Origin of the sequence: Chryseobacterium sp. sg2396 (assembly GCF_042610505.1) — a bacterium.
Taxonomy (GTDB): domain Bacteria; phylum Bacteroidota; class Bacteroidia; order Flavobacteriales; family Weeksellaceae; genus Chryseobacterium.
Window position 1 is genome coordinate 1 of sequence record NZ_JBHGAQ010000035.1, and the last position, 15,829, is coordinate 15,829.

The following is a 15,829-nucleotide window of genomic DNA, read 5'->3' on the forward strand; positions in this document are numbered from 1 at the left end:
ACGATTATAAAAAAGATCAGTATATTTACCAGTATCAGGACCATCTGGGAAATACCCGGGTAAGTTTCGGGAGAAACAGCGCAGGGGCCCTTGAAATTGTAGATGCCAACGATTATTATCCGTTGGGGATGAACCATTTAAACAGCGGGATTTCTTTCTTCGGGGTGAGTTCGTATAAGAATTACAAGTACAACGGAAAGGAACTCCAAGAGACGGGAATGTATGATTATGGAGCAAGGTTTTATATGCCGGATATTGGGATATGGTGTGTGGTGGATCCGCTAGCGGAACAATATCGCAGATGGTCGCCTTACAACTATGCAATAGATGACCCTATAAACCATATTGATCCTGATGGAATGGAAGTTATAGAGACTGTTTCAGGAACAACTTATACTGGAGCGGATGCACAATCTGCATTTCTTGCATTACGAAATCAATTAGGCGGTGGGGAAGATGATCCTAAAAAGAAAAATGATCGAAAAGCGGGGTCTAGTAAAGGAATGTCTGAAGAAGATTCCTTAAAGGAAATAGTTACTATTGATGGGAAAAAATATCATAAAAACACAGGAAATTTAGGAGCTGAGATTGGAAATGCTATTAATTCATTTTTTGGTGGTGACGATGATTATTTTGTAGAACATAAAGAGTATGATCCAGTATTAGATAAAGAACTTAAAACTGGAGCGGAAGTAGGCTCTTATTTTATTGGAGGTGTAGGAGGAAAAGCCGGAGTAAGAATCTTTAGTGAGAAAATATTCATAAATAACCTAAAAAAATTAGGATTTAAAGAATTACAAGTTACAGTAAAAAGCTATTCTACTGAAATGAATGCTTTCTTCAAATCTGGAGGCAAAGAAATTGTAAGTAAAAAAGCTCTACAAGCCTATAAGGAATTAGCTACAAGAATTGTTAATGGGACTGGAGGTGCTCCAGTAGGTAAAGCTAGTGAAACTGCTCTTAAAATTCAAACTCAAAGACTAGAAATGATTAATAAAGCTTTAAAATAAACTATGGAGGATAAAGAACAAAATCAAATACCTTTATTAAAAAAACATTTTATAATTGAAGGTGTAAATAATTTTACAACTGTTGATGATTTAAAAATACATCAATTTCAAAATAATAATGCAGTATTAATTCCTCCGGATCTCAAACAATATTTTATACTAATAAATGGTAGTAATGATATGCCATTAGATAATCTATATGAATTTTATAGTATCGATAGAGTTAGTAGGATTTATGATGAATTTAAAGACTGGGACGGAGTGCCAAACTACAGTAAGTTAGATTTTAAAAAATTTGAAAATGTTTTTATTTTCGGAAACTATGAATTTAATTTGTACTCTTTTGGAATAGAGTTGTTTAATACTTCGTCTTCTACAAACCGGATTTTTACTTTTTGCGGAGAAAAGTATAAAGTTATTGCCAACAGTTTTGATGATTTTATAAATATCTATCTAAGTAATCCTGAAGAAATATATATATAAATATTCTTCTGTGCTACTGCGCGAATCTTTTCGAGTAGAAGAAAAACTATTTCAATTTAGGGCAAACGCATGAAATTAGCATTTTAAATTTTTCTAGAATGTAAACAAAGTAAATCAATTAATTACCATTTCTGTTCACAATGAGTATAAAATTAAATTATAAGTGACTGATAATTAAATATTTAAAATTTCGGGCGTTTGCCTTGGAGGAAAACAATTATTATCCGTTCGGGATGAAGCATGAAGGATATAACGTTCTTGCCGGAAACCCGGCTTACAAGTATGGCTATAATGGAAAAGAACTGCAAACTGAATCCAGGATGTATGATTACGGAGCCAGGATGTATATGAGTGATATCGGACGTTGGGGAGTAATTGATCCGCTGGCGGAGAAAATGACTCGTCATAGCCTTTACAACTATGCTTTTAATAATCCGATTATGTTATTGATCCTAATGGTAGAGCACCAAAAGACGATTATAGATTACTCCCCCGCTACCGCACGGTTGCATCGTGTGGCAGATAATAAAGAACCCATCGTATTCACGGTGGGTTTGTGTGTTATGAACGTTTTTAGACTAATATAAAAAGTCTATTATAGGGATTTTTATTCTAATCTGAAGAAAATGACATTTCATTCTTTTGAAAATAAAAGCCCATCGCAATTTGCGATGGGCTTTTATTTGTAATCAGCATATATTTACAGCAACCCAGACCACCCAATCGCCCAAGCCGGATTTCCCATCTTATTTCCGGCACCGGTAGCATCAGATTTTTCAGTGTAAGTGTTGCTGAGCAGGGTGACAGTGGCTCCTGAGGTTGAGGTAGCTGTAACTTTACTTGTTACATTCGTATCGAAAAACACGTTGGTGATTTTACTTTGTCCGTTCAGGTAAGTGACGGTGGCGTCTCCGGTGAGGCTGAACCCTTTGGCCCAGTTGGAAACCACCACGTTGTCGAAGCTTGCGTACGTGCCTGAAGATAAACTGATGGCGTTGGATTCTCCCGAGGTTCCGCCAAGCAGGGTGATGTTTTTAAGGATAGGGCTGGAAACCGGAGTTGCGGAGGAGTTAGAAGCATTGTTCATGCCTTTGATCCCTGTATTTCCTGTACCATTGGTCTTTCTTTGGGTAAAGACGGAATTGGCAGTCCCGATCCATCCGTCGGTCCAGACGAAAGCGTCATCATCATTGCCTACGGAAACAATATTGGTAACATTTACTGAGCCTCCGTACAGCTGGATTCCATCTTCCGCACCGCTGATTAAAGCAATGTTTTCCACTTTGGTCCCACTTCCTACTCCAAACAGAGAAAGGCCGTTGAATTTCACTGTTGTAGAGAAATTGATTCCTGCATTTTCAATCCGTATATAAGTTAATGATCCAGAGATATCTGCCGCTGAAGTGCCTCCGTAGGTTGCAGCTCCAACTTCAGAAGTTCCAGTCGTTCCCGTGTTGATAGGTGCTTTTCCACAGATGATTATGCCGCCCCATGTTCCTGTGGTGGCTGCTGATGAGGTAAAGGAAACCGGGGAAGCGGGGGTTCCGTTGGCATAGATCTGCCCGCCCTGTTCTACAAGAACATAGGATGAAGCTCCGGCCGTAGCTACAATTCTGGTCCCGGCCGGAATAACCAGTTTTCCGCCGTCTTTTACTTTTACCGTACCGTTCAGGACGTATACTTTGGTAGGGTCAAGGGTGACCACCTGCCCGCTGGTCACATCACCTTTAAAATTGTTGGGATCCTGCGCAATGCCTACAACGGCAGTGGTTGCAATCTCGTCATCCTCTTTGCTGCATGAATTTATGACAAATGCAGAACCGAAGATCAGGACTGCTGCGAATATAGATAAACAATTTTTCTTCATAGTATTTCAGATTACTTCTTTATTTCAGATATTTAAGACAAAGTCTTTTTTAAAAAGACCAAATTACCATTTTTCCGGGTATTTTCCCAATACTATTCTGTAAAAGACGGGCAATTGTACAAACAAAACGGCCTTGGAAAATTTTCCAAGGCCGTTTTAAATTTAATATGAAGAAACTAATTACTAATCTTATAGGTTATAGTTTGTCCAACCTGCATACCAGGTATCGGTAGCATCTTTTACAGCTCCTCTGTAGGTTACAGGCGTAAACCAGCTTGTTAACTTAGCATTGGTGAAGACTCCGCCTGTCAGTAAAGCAGAACCTGAAGCAGGAGAGAAGTTTGGTGTGGTTCCTGCCGGAGCCCATGCGTTTGTTAATTTTACGTCAGACGTATAAGTTAACGTAGAATTTCCGTTTGCTGTATACCAGTTTGTAAGATCGGTAAGGGTATAACCTGTAGCTGAAGAAGTAGACGCTCCGTATTTTAAAGGAGTGGTGTTACCTGCCAAAATATTGTTCTGGAATACAAGACTGGAATTTCCGATGTTATTATCTGTAGGCGTACCTTTTGTAGCATCGATAAACAACCCTACCGGATAACCTGTGAAAACAGAATTGAATATGGAAATCGAAGAGTTTCTTCTGATCTGCAATGCATTCTGGAATAATGAATTGATCGTACCTGAGTTTGTACCTGCACTGGAAGAATTAATCGGGCCGATAATTGTCATGTTCGAGAACGTAGCAGAAGTCTGAGGCGTCAAAGAAGACCCGTTGGCATCATTATCAGATTCAAAGGCATTCGATCCTGAAACGTCAGCAACCTGAGAGTCTCTTACCGCAATACCGAACTGAATTTTTCCTGCAAATCCGTTATCGGTATCGAAATCGTCATCAAGACCTTTGTAAGCAATAAGGTGAGAACAGTTTACCGTTCCTCCGAACCATTCGAAACTGTCGTCGTTTGCATAGGATACCTGTACATAATCTACCGTTGTTCCGTTACCCACACCACCGAAAGTGATTCCGTTGATCTCTTTATCCGGTAAAAATGCATATCCTGCATATTCCACTCTTACATATTTTAGTACGCCGCTGTTGTCCGCTGCATTGGAACCTCCGTAAAGACCAAGTCCTTCGGTATTGTTGATTCCACCTTCGATTTCACCTACACCGGCCTGTCCGTTGAAGGAAGCATTGGTAGGAGCAGCTCCGAGGATTACCAATCCTGCCCAGTCGCCTCTTTTCGGGCTTGGTTTTTCTGAAGTGAAAATAATCGGGTTGCTGGCAGTACCTTCAGCCATAATTTTACTTCCTCTGGTAATGATCAGGGCTCCGTTTTTGTCGGCTTCACCAACGATTTTGGTTCCCGGTTCAATAGTTAAGGTAGCACCGTTCGTTACATATACTAATCCTCTTAACTTATACGTGTTGTTGGCTTTAAGCGTAAGATTTGAAGTAATCTTTCCGGAAAGGATCAGGTTATCAGTCGTTCCGGTACCGGAGTTTCCGTTCTGTACAATAGTTTCCCCGTCTTCCTCGATATTTCTGCAAGCCGTTAGAGTAGTGGCCAGAGTACCAAGCATTAAAGCGTGTAAAACAAATTTTTTCATGATATAAAGACTTATTTTTTATTAGATAATTGATTGATTTTAATTAAAAGCTGTATCCGAAAGTAAGGCTGATGTTAGTTCCCGTTACCCGGTCGATAGCCAGTGCATCGGCGCTGTCGTATTTCTTGTTATTGTTCAGGTCGTGGTAAAATTTCGCATGGCGGTTCAGGATATCGGAGATGTTGAGCTTGATCTCTCCTTTGTTCTGTAAAACTTTTTTAGCCACCTGGAAATCCAGAAGCGGTCTCGGATTTTCCCAGATCGGCGGAACCTGGTCGTTTCCTACATAAAGGATTCTTCTTCCGATCATATTGAAAAGTACGGTAGAAGACCATCCGGATTTTTCCGTATCATACTGAAGGCTTACGTTTACCGTATAAGGAGACTGTCCCTGCATCGGCCGGTCTACATTCGTTTCTGCATCGGTTACCCTGTTTTTGATAAGGGCAAAGTTACCGCCCAGCGTGAAGTTTTTAAGAGCGCTGAAGAAATCAAGTTTTTTTCTGAACTCCAATTCTGCTCCGTAGGCATCCGCTTTATCTACGTTCAGGTAGTTGAAGGTATTACTGGTTCCTACACCCGACTGGTTAAAGTATAATTCAATAGGATTTTTAAAGTTTTTATAGAAACCTGCAAAGGAAAGGATTTCTCCATTTCTCGGATACCATTCCCATCGTACATCGGCATTGGTGATTTTGGTTCTCTGGATATATTTATTCCCGATTACCGTAGCACCTAAATCAAAATCATAATATGCCAAAGGCGAAACCTCTCTGAATTCCGGTCTTACAACGGTTTGTGAACCGGCAACCCTTAAATTCATATTGTTTGTGAGCTTGAACGTCATGTTTAAAGCGGGTAGGAAATCCGTCACTTTAGTATTAACGAAACGGTCATCGCTTCTTTTGGTGCTTCCCACCAACTGGTCGAAGTTTTCAACCCTAAGTCCCCAAACCGCTCTGAACCATGAGGTAATATTGCTGTCGAACTGTAAATATCCGGCATTTAGGATCGTATTGGCAATGTATCGGTATTGGTTTCCTGCAATCTCGTCGAAAGTGAATTTATTGCCGCCCGTTCCGAAATTATCAGGACTGAAAATTGTTTCAAACGGCTGCGAAAGCAATCCCTGATTATAGGATGCCAGCCTTACGGAGAAGGGTCTGGAATTATAAATCCTGTCTTTCACCTGGAAAAGGTATCCTCCTTTGATGGTCTGCTTCTGTCCGAACATCTCAAAAGTCTTGGATACATCTCCGCCGGCATTATATAAATAATCGCTTAGTGTAGAGTAGAATACGCTTCCTGATTTCTGGGAAAGTCCGTTGGATATAAGGGCCAGATAAGGGCTTCCGTTCATATCAGGATACTGGTTGTACTGCAGACGCTGCAACAATGGAATATATTGATCAAGAATACCGAAACTTCCGTACCAGTTGAAAGTAAGACCTCCCAGAGCGTCAATTTTATGTGTACCGTTTAATGTTGAATTATAGAAAGTTGTTTCTTTGAAACCGATTTCTCTCGCAATGATGTTCGTACCGTTGATCGGATCAAACTCAAAATCCTTACCGGTCCTGAAAGACATGTGGTTCACCGTATTGTTGGTGATGATGTTTTTCAGGGAAATCTTATTATTGGTATTGAGCTTTAAGGTCAGGTTAAGCAATCCGCCTAAGATAACATCATTCTGGTATTTTTCAGTATAATAATCGAAGTTTGTATCAGCCAGTGGTCCGTTGATGGTAAAGAAGCTGTTTCGTGTTTCGATCCTTCTTTTATTGTTGCTGTAGTTTAAAACGGCAATCACTCCTAAATCTTTTCCGAAAAGTTTGGTATTGAAGCCTCCGTCAAGCTGTAAGCTTACATTCTCAGGAAAACCGTTGGAGTTATAGCCCAGGTTTTTAACGTATTTTTTTCCGAATTCCGTTTTATCGGCTTCGCTCAGAAGGCTGAATGCATTTTTAGCAGGCATTCCTTCAGGAAGTTTTCGGGAACCGTCGTCAATTCCGAGAAAATCCCATTTTCCGCCTTTCTGCATTTTAAACTCCTGGCCCATCGTGATGGAGTTTCCTCCCACACCCAACTGCACGTTGAAAAAGTTTTTGTTAGGAATATCTTTAGTATTTACTTGGATCAATCCGCCTCCCCACTCTCCACTGTATTCAGGGATGAATGTTTTGTTGATGACAAGGGTTTCGATAACGTTTGCCGGAAAAAGGTCGAAAGAGAAGGTTTTTCTGTCAGGTTCTGTACTGGATAACTGAATCCCGTTAAGCATCGCCTGGTTATAACGGTCTGAAAGACCTCTTACCACAATATATTTTCCGTCGAACAAACTTACCCCGGAAACTCTTTTCAGAACTTCCCCCGTATTTCTGTCCGGACTTCTTTTAATGGCTTCAACACCGATTACCTGGGAAACAACACCGGAGTTTCTCTGCAAGCCGATAGTAGAGGCAATCGTTTCCTTTCTGGCGTTCGATTTAATCACAACGCCTTCGATCTGCTTTTCTTTGGTAGAAACAGGCTTGTCAAGAACAATGTCAAGATGAGTATTGGTGTCGCTTTTTACTACGACCTCGCTTATTTCTTTTCTGTTGTAGCCATTGGAAGTTACGGTGATTACGTAATTGGTGCCCGGTGGTAGGCTCAGAGAGTAGTTTCCGGAAATATCAGTAGTAACCTCCTGATCATTTACCTTTACTTTTACGCCTTCAATTGGCGTATTGTCTTTCTCGTCCAATACCCTACCTTCTAGAACCTGGCTTTGTGCGAATGCGAAGCCAGCGGAAAACAAGGCAAGCAGCATAATGCTCTTGTGGATTTGTTTTTTCATTTTACTATATCTTACTCGATTCTTTCGGTGCAAAGAAAAAAAGATTTTACCGGGTAGATGGTTTAGGGAAATTTAATTTTTTTTTAACTAAACATTAAGAAAAGGATATAATTGTTAACTTTATGTGAACGATACCCGTTTCGTTAAACCGTTATTAAAATATGATTAACTTTGACGCGTAAAAATTGAAAATGAACCAAAAGAAAATCCTCTTAATAGACGACGAATTGGATATTTTAGAGATTCTGTCTTACAATTTAGAGAAGGAAGGCTATGATATTCATACTGCCACCAATGGAAATGAAGGCATTGATAAAGCCAGAGAAATTATTCCCGATCTGATCTTACTGGACGTGATGATGCCCGAAAAAGACGGGATCGAAACCTGCCAGGAACTTCGCAAGATCAAAGAACTTCAGAAAACACTTATCGTTTTCCTTTCCGCAAGAAGTGAAGAGTTTTCTCAGTTGGCGGGCTTCCAGGCGGGAGCAAACGATTACATCGTTAAACTGATCAAACCGAAAATTCTGATCTCAAAAGTAAATGCTTTGTTGCAGCTTACTTCGCAGGTGTCCGATAATGCCAAATTAATCGAAATTGGAGATTTGGTAATCGATAAAGATAATTTCAGGGTTTCCAAAAGCGGGCAGCAGTTCCTGCTTCCGAAAAAAGAATTTGACCTGTTGTATCTGTTGGCATCAAATACCGAAAAAGTTTTCAAAAGAGAAGAGATCTTAGAGAAAGTCTGGGGAAATGACGTGATCGTAGGTGAAAGAACCATCGACGTACACATCCGAAGACTGAGAGAAAAACTTGGAATCAATACGATCCAGACATTAAAAGGAATTGGGTATAAACTTATTGTTTAATACTCGGTTTCAATTCTTATCTTTATATCCATAACCCCTAAAACTTTGTAAAATTGAAATTTTACAGGCTTACCCTCGTCGCCTCTTGTCTTTTGACATTGGTGATGTTTTTGTTAGTAATCACTTTCGATTCACTAAAGGATCTCTACTACAACACCCCATTCTTTAAAATCGGGCTTTTCTTATGCCTCATCCTTATTTTTATCATTAACTATATGGTGCTGGAGCTGCTCTTCAACTATTACGGTAAGAAGCAGGTTCGTGGACTGTCCCAGCTATTGCCGCAGGAAATTGTTCATGATGACAATGAGAACATCACCATTAAAGAATTGGGGGAAAGATTTTCAGACCTCAACCAACAGAAGGTGACGGAGCTTGATATGATGAAGGAAATGGAAAGCTATCGTAAAGAATATATCGGCAACGTATCGCACGAACTTAAAACACCGCTTTTTTCCATTCAGGGGTACGTGGAAACATTACGCGACGGCGGAGTGGATAATCTCACGATCCGCGATAAATACCTTGAACGAATCGATAAGTCGGTGGAAAGGCTGATCGCTATTGTTACCGATCTGGATATGATCAACCGGCTGGAGGCAGGGGAAATCAACCTTACGGTATCCAGATTTGACGTCAATCTCTTAATCAAGGAAATTTTCGACCTGCTGGATCTGGAAGCCGAGAAGCATAACGCAAGTATGCAAATCCAGACTTTACAGCCACAGATTTTTGTAGAGGCAGACAAGCAGAAAATCTCCCAGGTCTTTATCAACCTGATCTCAAATGCCATCCATTACGCCAACAGGCAGGAAGCAAAAGTAGTCGTAAAAACCAGCATCCTTAAAAATAAAGTGCTGATTGAAGTGATCGACAACGGAATGGGCATCAAGTCCGAAAGCCTTCCGAGGATCTTCGAACGTTTTTATCGGGTGGAAACCAGCAGAAGCAGGAGGGAAGGGGGCTCCGGATTGGGGCTCGCCATTGTAAAGCATATCCTGGAGGCACACAACGAAAATATTACCGTGGAAAGTGTCTATCTGGAAGGTACAAAATTCAGTTTTATGCTTGAAAAAAGTAAATAACCCGGGCAAAATGTAAGGAAAAAAAATAATTTAAAAAATCCTGAAATATTTTTTTGTCACATCTCATTTATTTTATATTTGCAACAGAGATTTATCATAATAATAAAGGCAAAAGTAATTTAAACTGATGGTTTACAAAATCCGCGTAATATTAGATGCGAAAGAAGATATTTTCCGGGATATCGAAGTTAAAGGAAAACAGACGCTGTGGAACTTACATTTAGGAATTAAAAGTGCGTTCAGCTTACAGGGAGACGAGCTTTCTACTTTTAACCTGCTGGAAGACGACGGAACGATCGTGAAAAGTGTCCCGCTGGAAGATATGAGCGATGACGGGGACGGCGAAATTATGTCGGATGTGTACATTGATGAGGCTTTCGAAAAAACGGGAGATAAAGCACAGTTCCAGTACGGGCTTTTAGATCTTTGGGAGTTTTTCTGCGAATTGGTGGAGGTTATCGAAGAAACAAAAGGCGTTAATTACCCGATTACCGTATACCGTTTCGGAAATGTTCCTTTAAAGGCTCCAAGTAAAAGCGGTATCGGAGGGTCCAAAAAGAAATCGGCAATGCCTCTGATAGATGATGATTTCGGTTTTGATGATGATTTCGCAACAACCGGCAGCTTCGAGGATGAAGATGACGATGCTTTCGATGACGAAGAAGAAGACTACAACGACGATGTTTTCGATGACGAAGAAGACAACGACGACGAAAGATAACCGGATTATCTGAAAATATACAGCCCTGAATGAAAATTCGGGGCTTTTTCATGAACAGAATATCAATAAAATCATTTTATCAGTCATCCCTGATCCCTGATAATTCATCAATTAAAAACTCATTACTTCTATTTGTAGCTTTTTCCCGCTTTCTGCTGTATCTTTTTTGCCTTGCCTTTCCCGCTTAAAAAAAGGATGCCGCGACAATCGGGGCTAAAGGCGGCAGCCATTTTAAGGGATGGCGGTGTATCATAACACCGACGTAAATCCACAAATCGGATATACGGATATTTTATTCCGGAGCAGACTTTTACTTTTTACCATATTTCTTTATCTTTACTATTAATTTTTCAATCAATCAAAAACAACAGATGGAGCAGAAAATACATCAGGGCAGAAACGTAAAACGGTTCAGGGAAATGCTGGGCATTAAACAGGAAGCACTGGCTTTCGATCTGGGAGACGACTGGAACCAGAAAAAGATTTCAATGCTTGAGCAGAAGGAACAGATTGAAGATCCGTTGCTTCAGCAGATCTCTGAAGTATTGAGAATTCCTGTGGAGGCATTTAAAAACTTTGATGAAGAAAAAGCCATCAATGTGATTTCCAATATTACTTTCGAAAACTGTCCTCAGCCTTCTGTTGTACAGTATAATCCCAATTTTCATCCTGTGGAAAAAATTATGGAGCTTCATGATGAAAAAATTGCGCTTTATGAACGGATGCTGAGAGAAAAAGATGATATGATGGAAAAACTGCAGCAACTCATTCAGAAGTAGTATTCTAAGCTGGACAGAACTATATCTATGCTGGCACAGACGTCTATATTGATGTTTCAAATGCTGGCGCAAGCATCCTGCTCGTGTCCTTATTCTGTATTCTGTTCAGCTGTCTGCCTCTGCCGGCATAAGCGTTAACGCTTATGTCTTCCATAGTAATTACTTTGCAAATTTTATACTTGGTTTCCGGGTTTTCCGATCACAATTCCTATTTTTGTCAAAAGAGAATTAATGAAAAAATTAATTTTAATGGCGGTAATGGGTTTGGGACTTGTATCCTGTACCACCACTCAAAAAGCGACGAAAAACATGACGGATCTACCTAAAAACTGGAAACATAATACCAATATTTACGAAGTCAACGTAAGACAATATACGAAAGAAGGAACGTTCAGGGCTTTTGAAAAAGAAATGCCCAGGCTGAAATCAATGGGCGTAAGAACACTTTGGTTTATGCCCATCACGCCGATTGCGCAGCTGAATAAAAAAGGAAGCCTCGGAAGCCCGTATGCAGCCTCCGACTATACTTCCATCAATCCGGAATTCGGAACACTGGATGATTTTAAACACATGGTGAATGAAGCCCACCGCTTAGGTTTTAAAGTGATTATCGACTGGGTAGCGAATCACACCGGATGGGATCACATCTGGACCAAAACCCATCCCGAATTTTACCTGAAAGATCCCGACGGAGGTTTCCACCGGGCTTCAGGAATGGATGATATTATCGAACTCGACTATAAAAATCAGGAAATGCGCCTGGCCATGATCGATGCCATGAAATATTGGGTAAAAGAAACCAATATCGACGGATTCCGGTGTGATCTCGCTTCATGGGTAGAAGTTGATTTCTGGGAACAGGCACGCCCTGAAGTGGAAAAACTGAAGCCCCTGTTCTGGCTGGGGGAATTTGATGAATTGGAGAACCCTGAATATGGAAAAGTTTTCGACGCGAGTTATTCATGGAAATGGATGCATAAATCCGCCGACTATTATAAAAATAATGAACCCCTGCAGGAACTTACGGATCTTTTAAAAAAATATTCCGCAATCGGCGACAACTCGATGCGGGCGTGGTTTACCGCAAACCACGATGAAAACTCGTGGAATGGAACCGAATATGAAAAGTACGGAGTAATCACAAAACCGATGGCTGTGTTTTCCGCTACCTGGAACGGTGTGCCCCTATTGTATTCAGGCCAGGAACTGCCGAATATGAAACGCCTGGAATTCTTTGAAAAAGATCCGATCGAATGGAATACTACGTATCAGGTAGCCGATTTTTACAGGACGCTTCTTGATCTTAAATCTTCCAATCCGGCTTTACGGGGCGGGGATCCGAAAGTCACAACCTATCTTCTGAATACCACGTCGAACGATAAAATTCTGGCTTACATGAGAAAGAATGGAAATGACGAAGTCCTGGTGGTACTTAATATGTCGAAAGAGCCGGTGAATTTCACCATTGAAGATGCGCAGGTATCGGGTTCATTTAAGAATGTTTTCAATAAGATGAAACGAAATTTCGACGAGGGAAAAACCTTTAGTTTCCAACCCGGCGATTATGCCGTTTTTGAGAGATAAAAAGAAAATAAACCCGTCTCCGTCTGAAAAGGTGGAGATTTTTTATCATAGGAATACCGAACGTTTGTATTTAATTTTAATTACATTTGGTTATCTTATGTTAAATGAAAAAGCGCTCTATGGATAAATCAAAAATATTAACTGCCGTAAAAACAAAAATCGCCGATAAAATCCAGAAATTCGAACGCCTTATAGAGGAGACCCGTGCCTCGAACAACGACACCAAGAGTTCAATGGGAGATAAATACGAAACGGGCCGCGAAATGCTTCAGCAGGAGATCAATAACCTTCAGCGTCAACTGAATGAATGTCTGCAACAGCAGTTACTGGTTCAAAAAATTAACGGAGAACCCTCTTCAAAAGTACAGAATGGAGCTTTGATAAAAACAGACAAAGGCTTGTTTTATATTTCGGCATCCGTTGGTGAGATTTTATCCGAGAACCGGAAAATTATGACGGTTTCTGCCGAGTCTCCCTTGGTAAAAGCGATGGCAGGATTAACTACGGGACAGAATTTTTTTGTAAATGCCATCAGCCAGACCATTGAGGGAATCTGGTAACAAAATCTATATTAAAATCAATTTAAAAGTAAACATTAGCTAAACAAAATTTCTATTGCTTATACAGAATGTCGCTCATTTAAGATATTTAATATTTCACTGAATAATTTAAGAAAACTTTATCCTGTCAATTCAAAAAATAACCTGGATCTTTCCGTAACTTTATCAATAGCAAGATAATAAAAACAATTAAAATTTTATCAATATGGGAATTTTAGATCATAAAGTCGCATTGGTGACAGGAGCAGGATCGGGAATCGGACTGGCTATTGCTGAATTGTATGCAGAAGAAGGTGCGAAAGTAATCGTGTCCGATATCAACGAGGAAAACGGGAATCAGGCCGTCGAAAAAATCAGGTCGAATGGAGGAGAAGCAACTTTCATAAAAGCGGATACATCCCATGCGGAAGATGTTGAAGCTCTTGTTAAAAAAACCGTGGAAAGATACGGGAAACTGGATATTGCCAGTAATAATGCCGGCATCGGTGGTGAGCAGGAACTTACCGGAAATTACAGCCTGGATAGCTGGAGAAAAGTTTTGAGCATCAATCTGGATGGCGTTTTCTATGGCTGTAAATACGAACTTGAACAGATGGAGAAAAATGGAGGCGGTATCATCGTCAATATGGCATCTATCCATGGATCGGTAGCGGCACCGCTTTCTTCAGCGTATACCGCAGCAAAACATGCGGTTGTAGGACTTACAAAAAATATCGGTGCAGAATACGGGCAGAAAAATATTCGTTGCAATGCCGTAGGTCCGGCTTATATCGATACACCGCTTTTGGAAAGTGCCAGTGGAGATATGAAACAAGCACTGATCGCCAGACATCCGATGGGAAGATTGGGAAAACCTGAAGAAGTAGCGGAACTGGTATTGTTTCTGAGTTCACACAAATCTTCTTTCATGACAGGAGGTTACTATCTTGTGGATGGGGGATATACTGCTGTCTAACCGAAATATTTTTCGCAAATGATCAAAAGCGTCCGTTAAAATGGATGCTTTTTTTATTATATTTCCGGATTATATCTTTAAATTTGAATCTTCAAAATTACCTTTCAACATGCAGAACTACCTAGATCTTTTACAGCATATTTTAGACAAAGGAACCGATAAAACCGACAGAACCGGTACGGGAACCAGAAGTGTTTTCGGTTATCAGCTGAGATATGATCTGTCGGAGGGCTTTCCTTTGGTAACCACCAAAAAAGTACATTTAAAGTCGATTATCTATGAATTACTTTGGTTCCTGAAAGGCGATACCAATATCAAATACCTCAAAGATAACGGCGTCTCCATCTGGGACGAATGGGCCGACAAAAATGGTGATCTTGGGCCGGTATATGGCGCGCAGTGGCGAAGCTGGACCGGTGCCGACGGAAAAGTAGTGGATCAGATCACAGAAGTGATCGATCAGATCAAAAAAAATCCGGATTCCAGGAGGCTTATCGTATCCGCCTGGAATGTCGTAGAAATCCCGAATATGGCTTTGGCTCCTTGTCATGCCTTGTTTCAGTTTTACGTTGCGGACGGTAAACTTTCGCTTCAGCTGTACCAGAGAAGTGCCGATGTTTTTCTCGGCGTTCCTTTTAACATTGCCAGTTACGCCTTATTGCTGATGATGGTTGCGCAGGTGTGCGATCTGGAAGTAGGGGATTATGTTCATAGCTTTGGGGATGTTCACATCTACAATAACCATTTTGAGCAGGTTCAAAGACAGCTTTCCAGAGAACCGCGGCCATTGCCTGTCATGAAACTTAATCCTGAGATCAAAAATATATTTGATTTTGATTTTGAGGATTTTACGCTGGAAAACTATGATCCGCATCCGGGAATTAAGGCTCCGGTAGCGATCTGATTTTAAACAATTTTAATTAACTTTACCCTAAATCCTGAAGTTATGGAAATTAAAATCAGTTTAGATGAATACGCAGACGTCCCGTTCATTAAAAAACTTTTATCGCAAATAAAAGGCATCACGAGTATTGAAATTTCCGAAAATGATAAAACGTATTCCTGGGAAGAAATTGAGAATTCAGAATACTTTGCAAAAGTAATGGAGCAAAGTAAGAATGATTATAAAAACGGAAAAACTCAGGAGTTGACCGATGATTTATTGAATGATATATTTAAAGGAAAATGAAAATAACGATTTCTGAAACGGCAAGAATATCGCTGGATGAAATTATTGATTTCCTTAGAGTAAGATGGACTGCAAAAGAAATTAATGTTTTAAAAATGACATTAAAAAGTTCAGAAAGACAATAATGGATGACATTGTAAAGCATCCGTCCCTGGAAACATTTCCTTATATAAAATATACGCTGATTGGAAAAAAACAGATTAAGATTTTTTACGAAATCAAGAAAAATGAAATTGTAATTAAGAAGCTGTTTGAGTTATTTATTTTGAAAAAA

At 40.1% G+C, this 15,829-nt stretch carries 15 protein-coding genes and 1 pseudogene; 13 read left to right on the forward strand and 3 right to left on the reverse strand.

The features are described 5' to 3' along the window. The 3 genes and pseudogenes from ACED20_RS20670 to ACED20_RS20680 form a co-directional block, all read left to right on the forward strand. Positions 1-1,010: RHS repeat domain-containing protein (locus tag ACED20_RS20670; protein WP_378106622.1), on the forward strand; the 1,010-nt coding region annotated here is incomplete at its 5' end. Positions 1,011-1,013: 3 nt separating this feature from the next. Beyond that, on the forward strand, positions 1,014-1,493 hold the full coding sequence (locus ACED20_RS20675; protein ID WP_294224758.1) for an SMI1/KNR4 family protein: 480 nt from the start codon (positions 1,014-1,016) through the stop codon (positions 1,491-1,493). A 203-nt stretch (positions 1,494-1,696) separates the two neighbouring features. Continuing rightward, positions 1,697-1,933: pseudogene (locus ACED20_RS20680) on the forward strand (RHS repeat domain-containing protein); the annotation flags it as partial. Positions 1,934-2,193: 260 nt separating this feature from the next. On the opposite strand, the gene ACED20_RS20685 reads toward ACED20_RS20680, so the two are convergent. The 3 genes from ACED20_RS20685 to ACED20_RS20695 form a co-directional block, all read right to left on the reverse strand. Further along, positions 2,194-3,360 carry a hypothetical protein gene (locus ACED20_RS20685; protein WP_294224755.1) on the reverse strand — a complete coding sequence of 389 codons (1,167 nt, stop codon included), beginning with the start codon at positions 3,358-3,360 and terminating at the stop codon, positions 2,194-2,196. A gap of 189 nt (positions 3,361-3,549) precedes the next feature. After that, entirely contained in the window at positions 3,550-4,974 is a 1,425-nt protein-coding gene (locus ACED20_RS20690; RefSeq protein WP_294224753.1) for a hypothetical protein, read from the reverse strand. A 43-nt stretch (positions 4,975-5,017) separates the two neighbouring features. After that, a complete protein-coding gene (locus ACED20_RS20695) occupies positions 5,018-7,813 on the reverse strand; it encodes a TonB-dependent receptor (protein WP_294199471.1) in 2,796 nt (931 codons plus the stop codon). 191 nt (positions 7,814-8,004) lie between these two features. Here ACED20_RS20695 and ACED20_RS20700 point away from each other — a divergent pair, with 191 nt between their 5' ends. The 10 genes from ACED20_RS20700 to ACED20_RS20745 all read left to right on the forward strand — a co-directional run bounded on the left by ACED20_RS20700 (position 8,005) and on the right by ACED20_RS20745 (position 15,680). Continuing rightward, complete coding sequence (locus ACED20_RS20700; protein ID WP_294199472.1) at positions 8,005-8,682, forward strand: response regulator transcription factor; 678 nt, start codon at positions 8,005-8,007, stop codon at positions 8,680-8,682. Between the two features lie 53 nt (positions 8,683-8,735). Further along, positions 8,736-9,767 (forward strand): cell wall metabolism sensor histidine kinase WalK, encoded by a 1,032-nt coding sequence (locus ACED20_RS20705; protein ID WP_294314800.1) that lies wholly within the window; start codon positions 8,736-8,738, stop codon positions 9,765-9,767. Positions 9,768-9,894: 127 nt separating this feature from the next. After that, a complete protein-coding gene (locus tag ACED20_RS20710; RefSeq protein ID WP_294199474.1) occupies positions 9,895-10,488 on the forward strand; it encodes a hypothetical protein in 594 nt (197 codons plus the stop codon). A 371-nt stretch (positions 10,489-10,859) separates the two neighbouring features. Beyond that, positions 10,860-11,267, forward strand: coding sequence for a helix-turn-helix transcriptional regulator (locus tag ACED20_RS20715; protein WP_294199475.1), 408 nt, complete (start codon positions 10,860-10,862; stop codon positions 11,265-11,267). Between the two features lie 231 nt (positions 11,268-11,498). Next, positions 11,499-12,851, forward strand: coding sequence for an alpha-amylase family glycosyl hydrolase (locus tag ACED20_RS20720; protein ID WP_378106627.1), 1,353 nt, complete (start codon positions 11,499-11,501; stop codon positions 12,849-12,851). A 119-nt stretch (positions 12,852-12,970) separates the two neighbouring features. Continuing rightward, positions 12,971-13,411 carry a hypothetical protein gene (locus ACED20_RS20725; protein WP_294199477.1) on the forward strand — a complete coding sequence of 147 codons (441 nt, stop codon included), beginning with the start codon at positions 12,971-12,973 and terminating at the stop codon, positions 13,409-13,411. Between the two features lie 205 nt (positions 13,412-13,616). Continuing rightward, on the forward strand, positions 13,617-14,366 hold the full coding sequence (locus tag ACED20_RS20730; protein WP_378106629.1) for an SDR family NAD(P)-dependent oxidoreductase: 750 nt from the start codon (positions 13,617-13,619) through the stop codon (positions 14,364-14,366). Positions 14,367-14,475: 109 nt separating this feature from the next. Then, positions 14,476-15,270 (forward strand): thymidylate synthase, encoded by a 795-nt coding sequence (locus ACED20_RS20735; RefSeq protein ID WP_378106631.1) that lies wholly within the window; start codon positions 14,476-14,478, stop codon positions 15,268-15,270. Positions 15,271-15,312: 42 nt separating this feature from the next. Then, positions 15,313-15,555 (forward strand): hypothetical protein, encoded by a 243-nt coding sequence (locus tag ACED20_RS20740; protein ID WP_378106633.1) that lies wholly within the window; start codon positions 15,313-15,315, stop codon positions 15,553-15,555. Further along, positions 15,552-15,680, forward strand: a complete 129-nt coding sequence (locus ACED20_RS20745) for a hypothetical protein (protein WP_294308848.1) — start codon at positions 15,552-15,554, stop codon at positions 15,678-15,680. The genes ACED20_RS20740 and ACED20_RS20745 overlap by 4 nt, the downstream gene beginning before the upstream one ends. The last annotated feature ends 149 nt before the right edge of the window (positions 15,681-15,829 follow it).

Excerpts from the sequence above, each read along its gene's own strand:
- ACED20_RS20675 (WP_294224758.1), top strand. The coding sequence starts at position 1,014 with ATGGAGGATAAAGAACAAAATCAAATACCTTTATTAAAAAAACATTTT.
- ACED20_RS20685 (WP_294224755.1), bottom strand. The coding sequence starts at position 3,360 with ATGAAGAAAAATTGTTTATCTATATTCGCAGCAGTCCTGATCTTCGGT.
- ACED20_RS20690 (WP_294224753.1), bottom strand. The coding sequence starts at position 4,974 with ATGAAAAAATTTGTTTTACACGCTTTAATGCTTGGTACTCTGGCCACT.
- ACED20_RS20695 (WP_294199471.1), bottom strand. The coding sequence starts at position 7,813 with ATGAAAAAACAAATCCACAAGAGCATTATGCTGCTTGCCTTGTTTTCC.
- ACED20_RS20700 (WP_294199472.1), top strand. The coding sequence starts at position 8,005 with ATGAACCAAAAGAAAATCCTCTTAATAGACGACGAATTGGATATTTTA.
- ACED20_RS20710 (WP_294199474.1), top strand. The coding sequence starts at position 9,895 with ATGGTTTACAAAATCCGCGTAATATTAGATGCGAAAGAAGATATTTTC.
- ACED20_RS20715 (WP_294199475.1), top strand. The coding sequence starts at position 10,860 with ATGGAGCAGAAAATACATCAGGGCAGAAACGTAAAACGGTTCAGGGAA.
- ACED20_RS20720 (WP_378106627.1), top strand. The coding sequence starts at position 11,499 with ATGAAAAAATTAATTTTAATGGCGGTAATGGGTTTGGGACTTGTATCC.
- ACED20_RS20725 (WP_294199477.1), top strand. The coding sequence starts at position 12,971 with ATGGATAAATCAAAAATATTAACTGCCGTAAAAACAAAAATCGCCGAT.
- ACED20_RS20730 (WP_378106629.1), top strand. The coding sequence starts at position 13,617 with ATGGGAATTTTAGATCATAAAGTCGCATTGGTGACAGGAGCAGGATCG.
- ACED20_RS20735 (WP_378106631.1), top strand. The coding sequence starts at position 14,476 with ATGCAGAACTACCTAGATCTTTTACAGCATATTTTAGACAAAGGAACC.
- ACED20_RS20740 (WP_378106633.1), top strand. The coding sequence starts at position 15,313 with ATGGAAATTAAAATCAGTTTAGATGAATACGCAGACGTCCCGTTCATT.
- ACED20_RS20745 (WP_294308848.1), top strand. The coding sequence starts at position 15,552 with ATGAAAATAACGATTTCTGAAACGGCAAGAATATCGCTGGATGAAATT.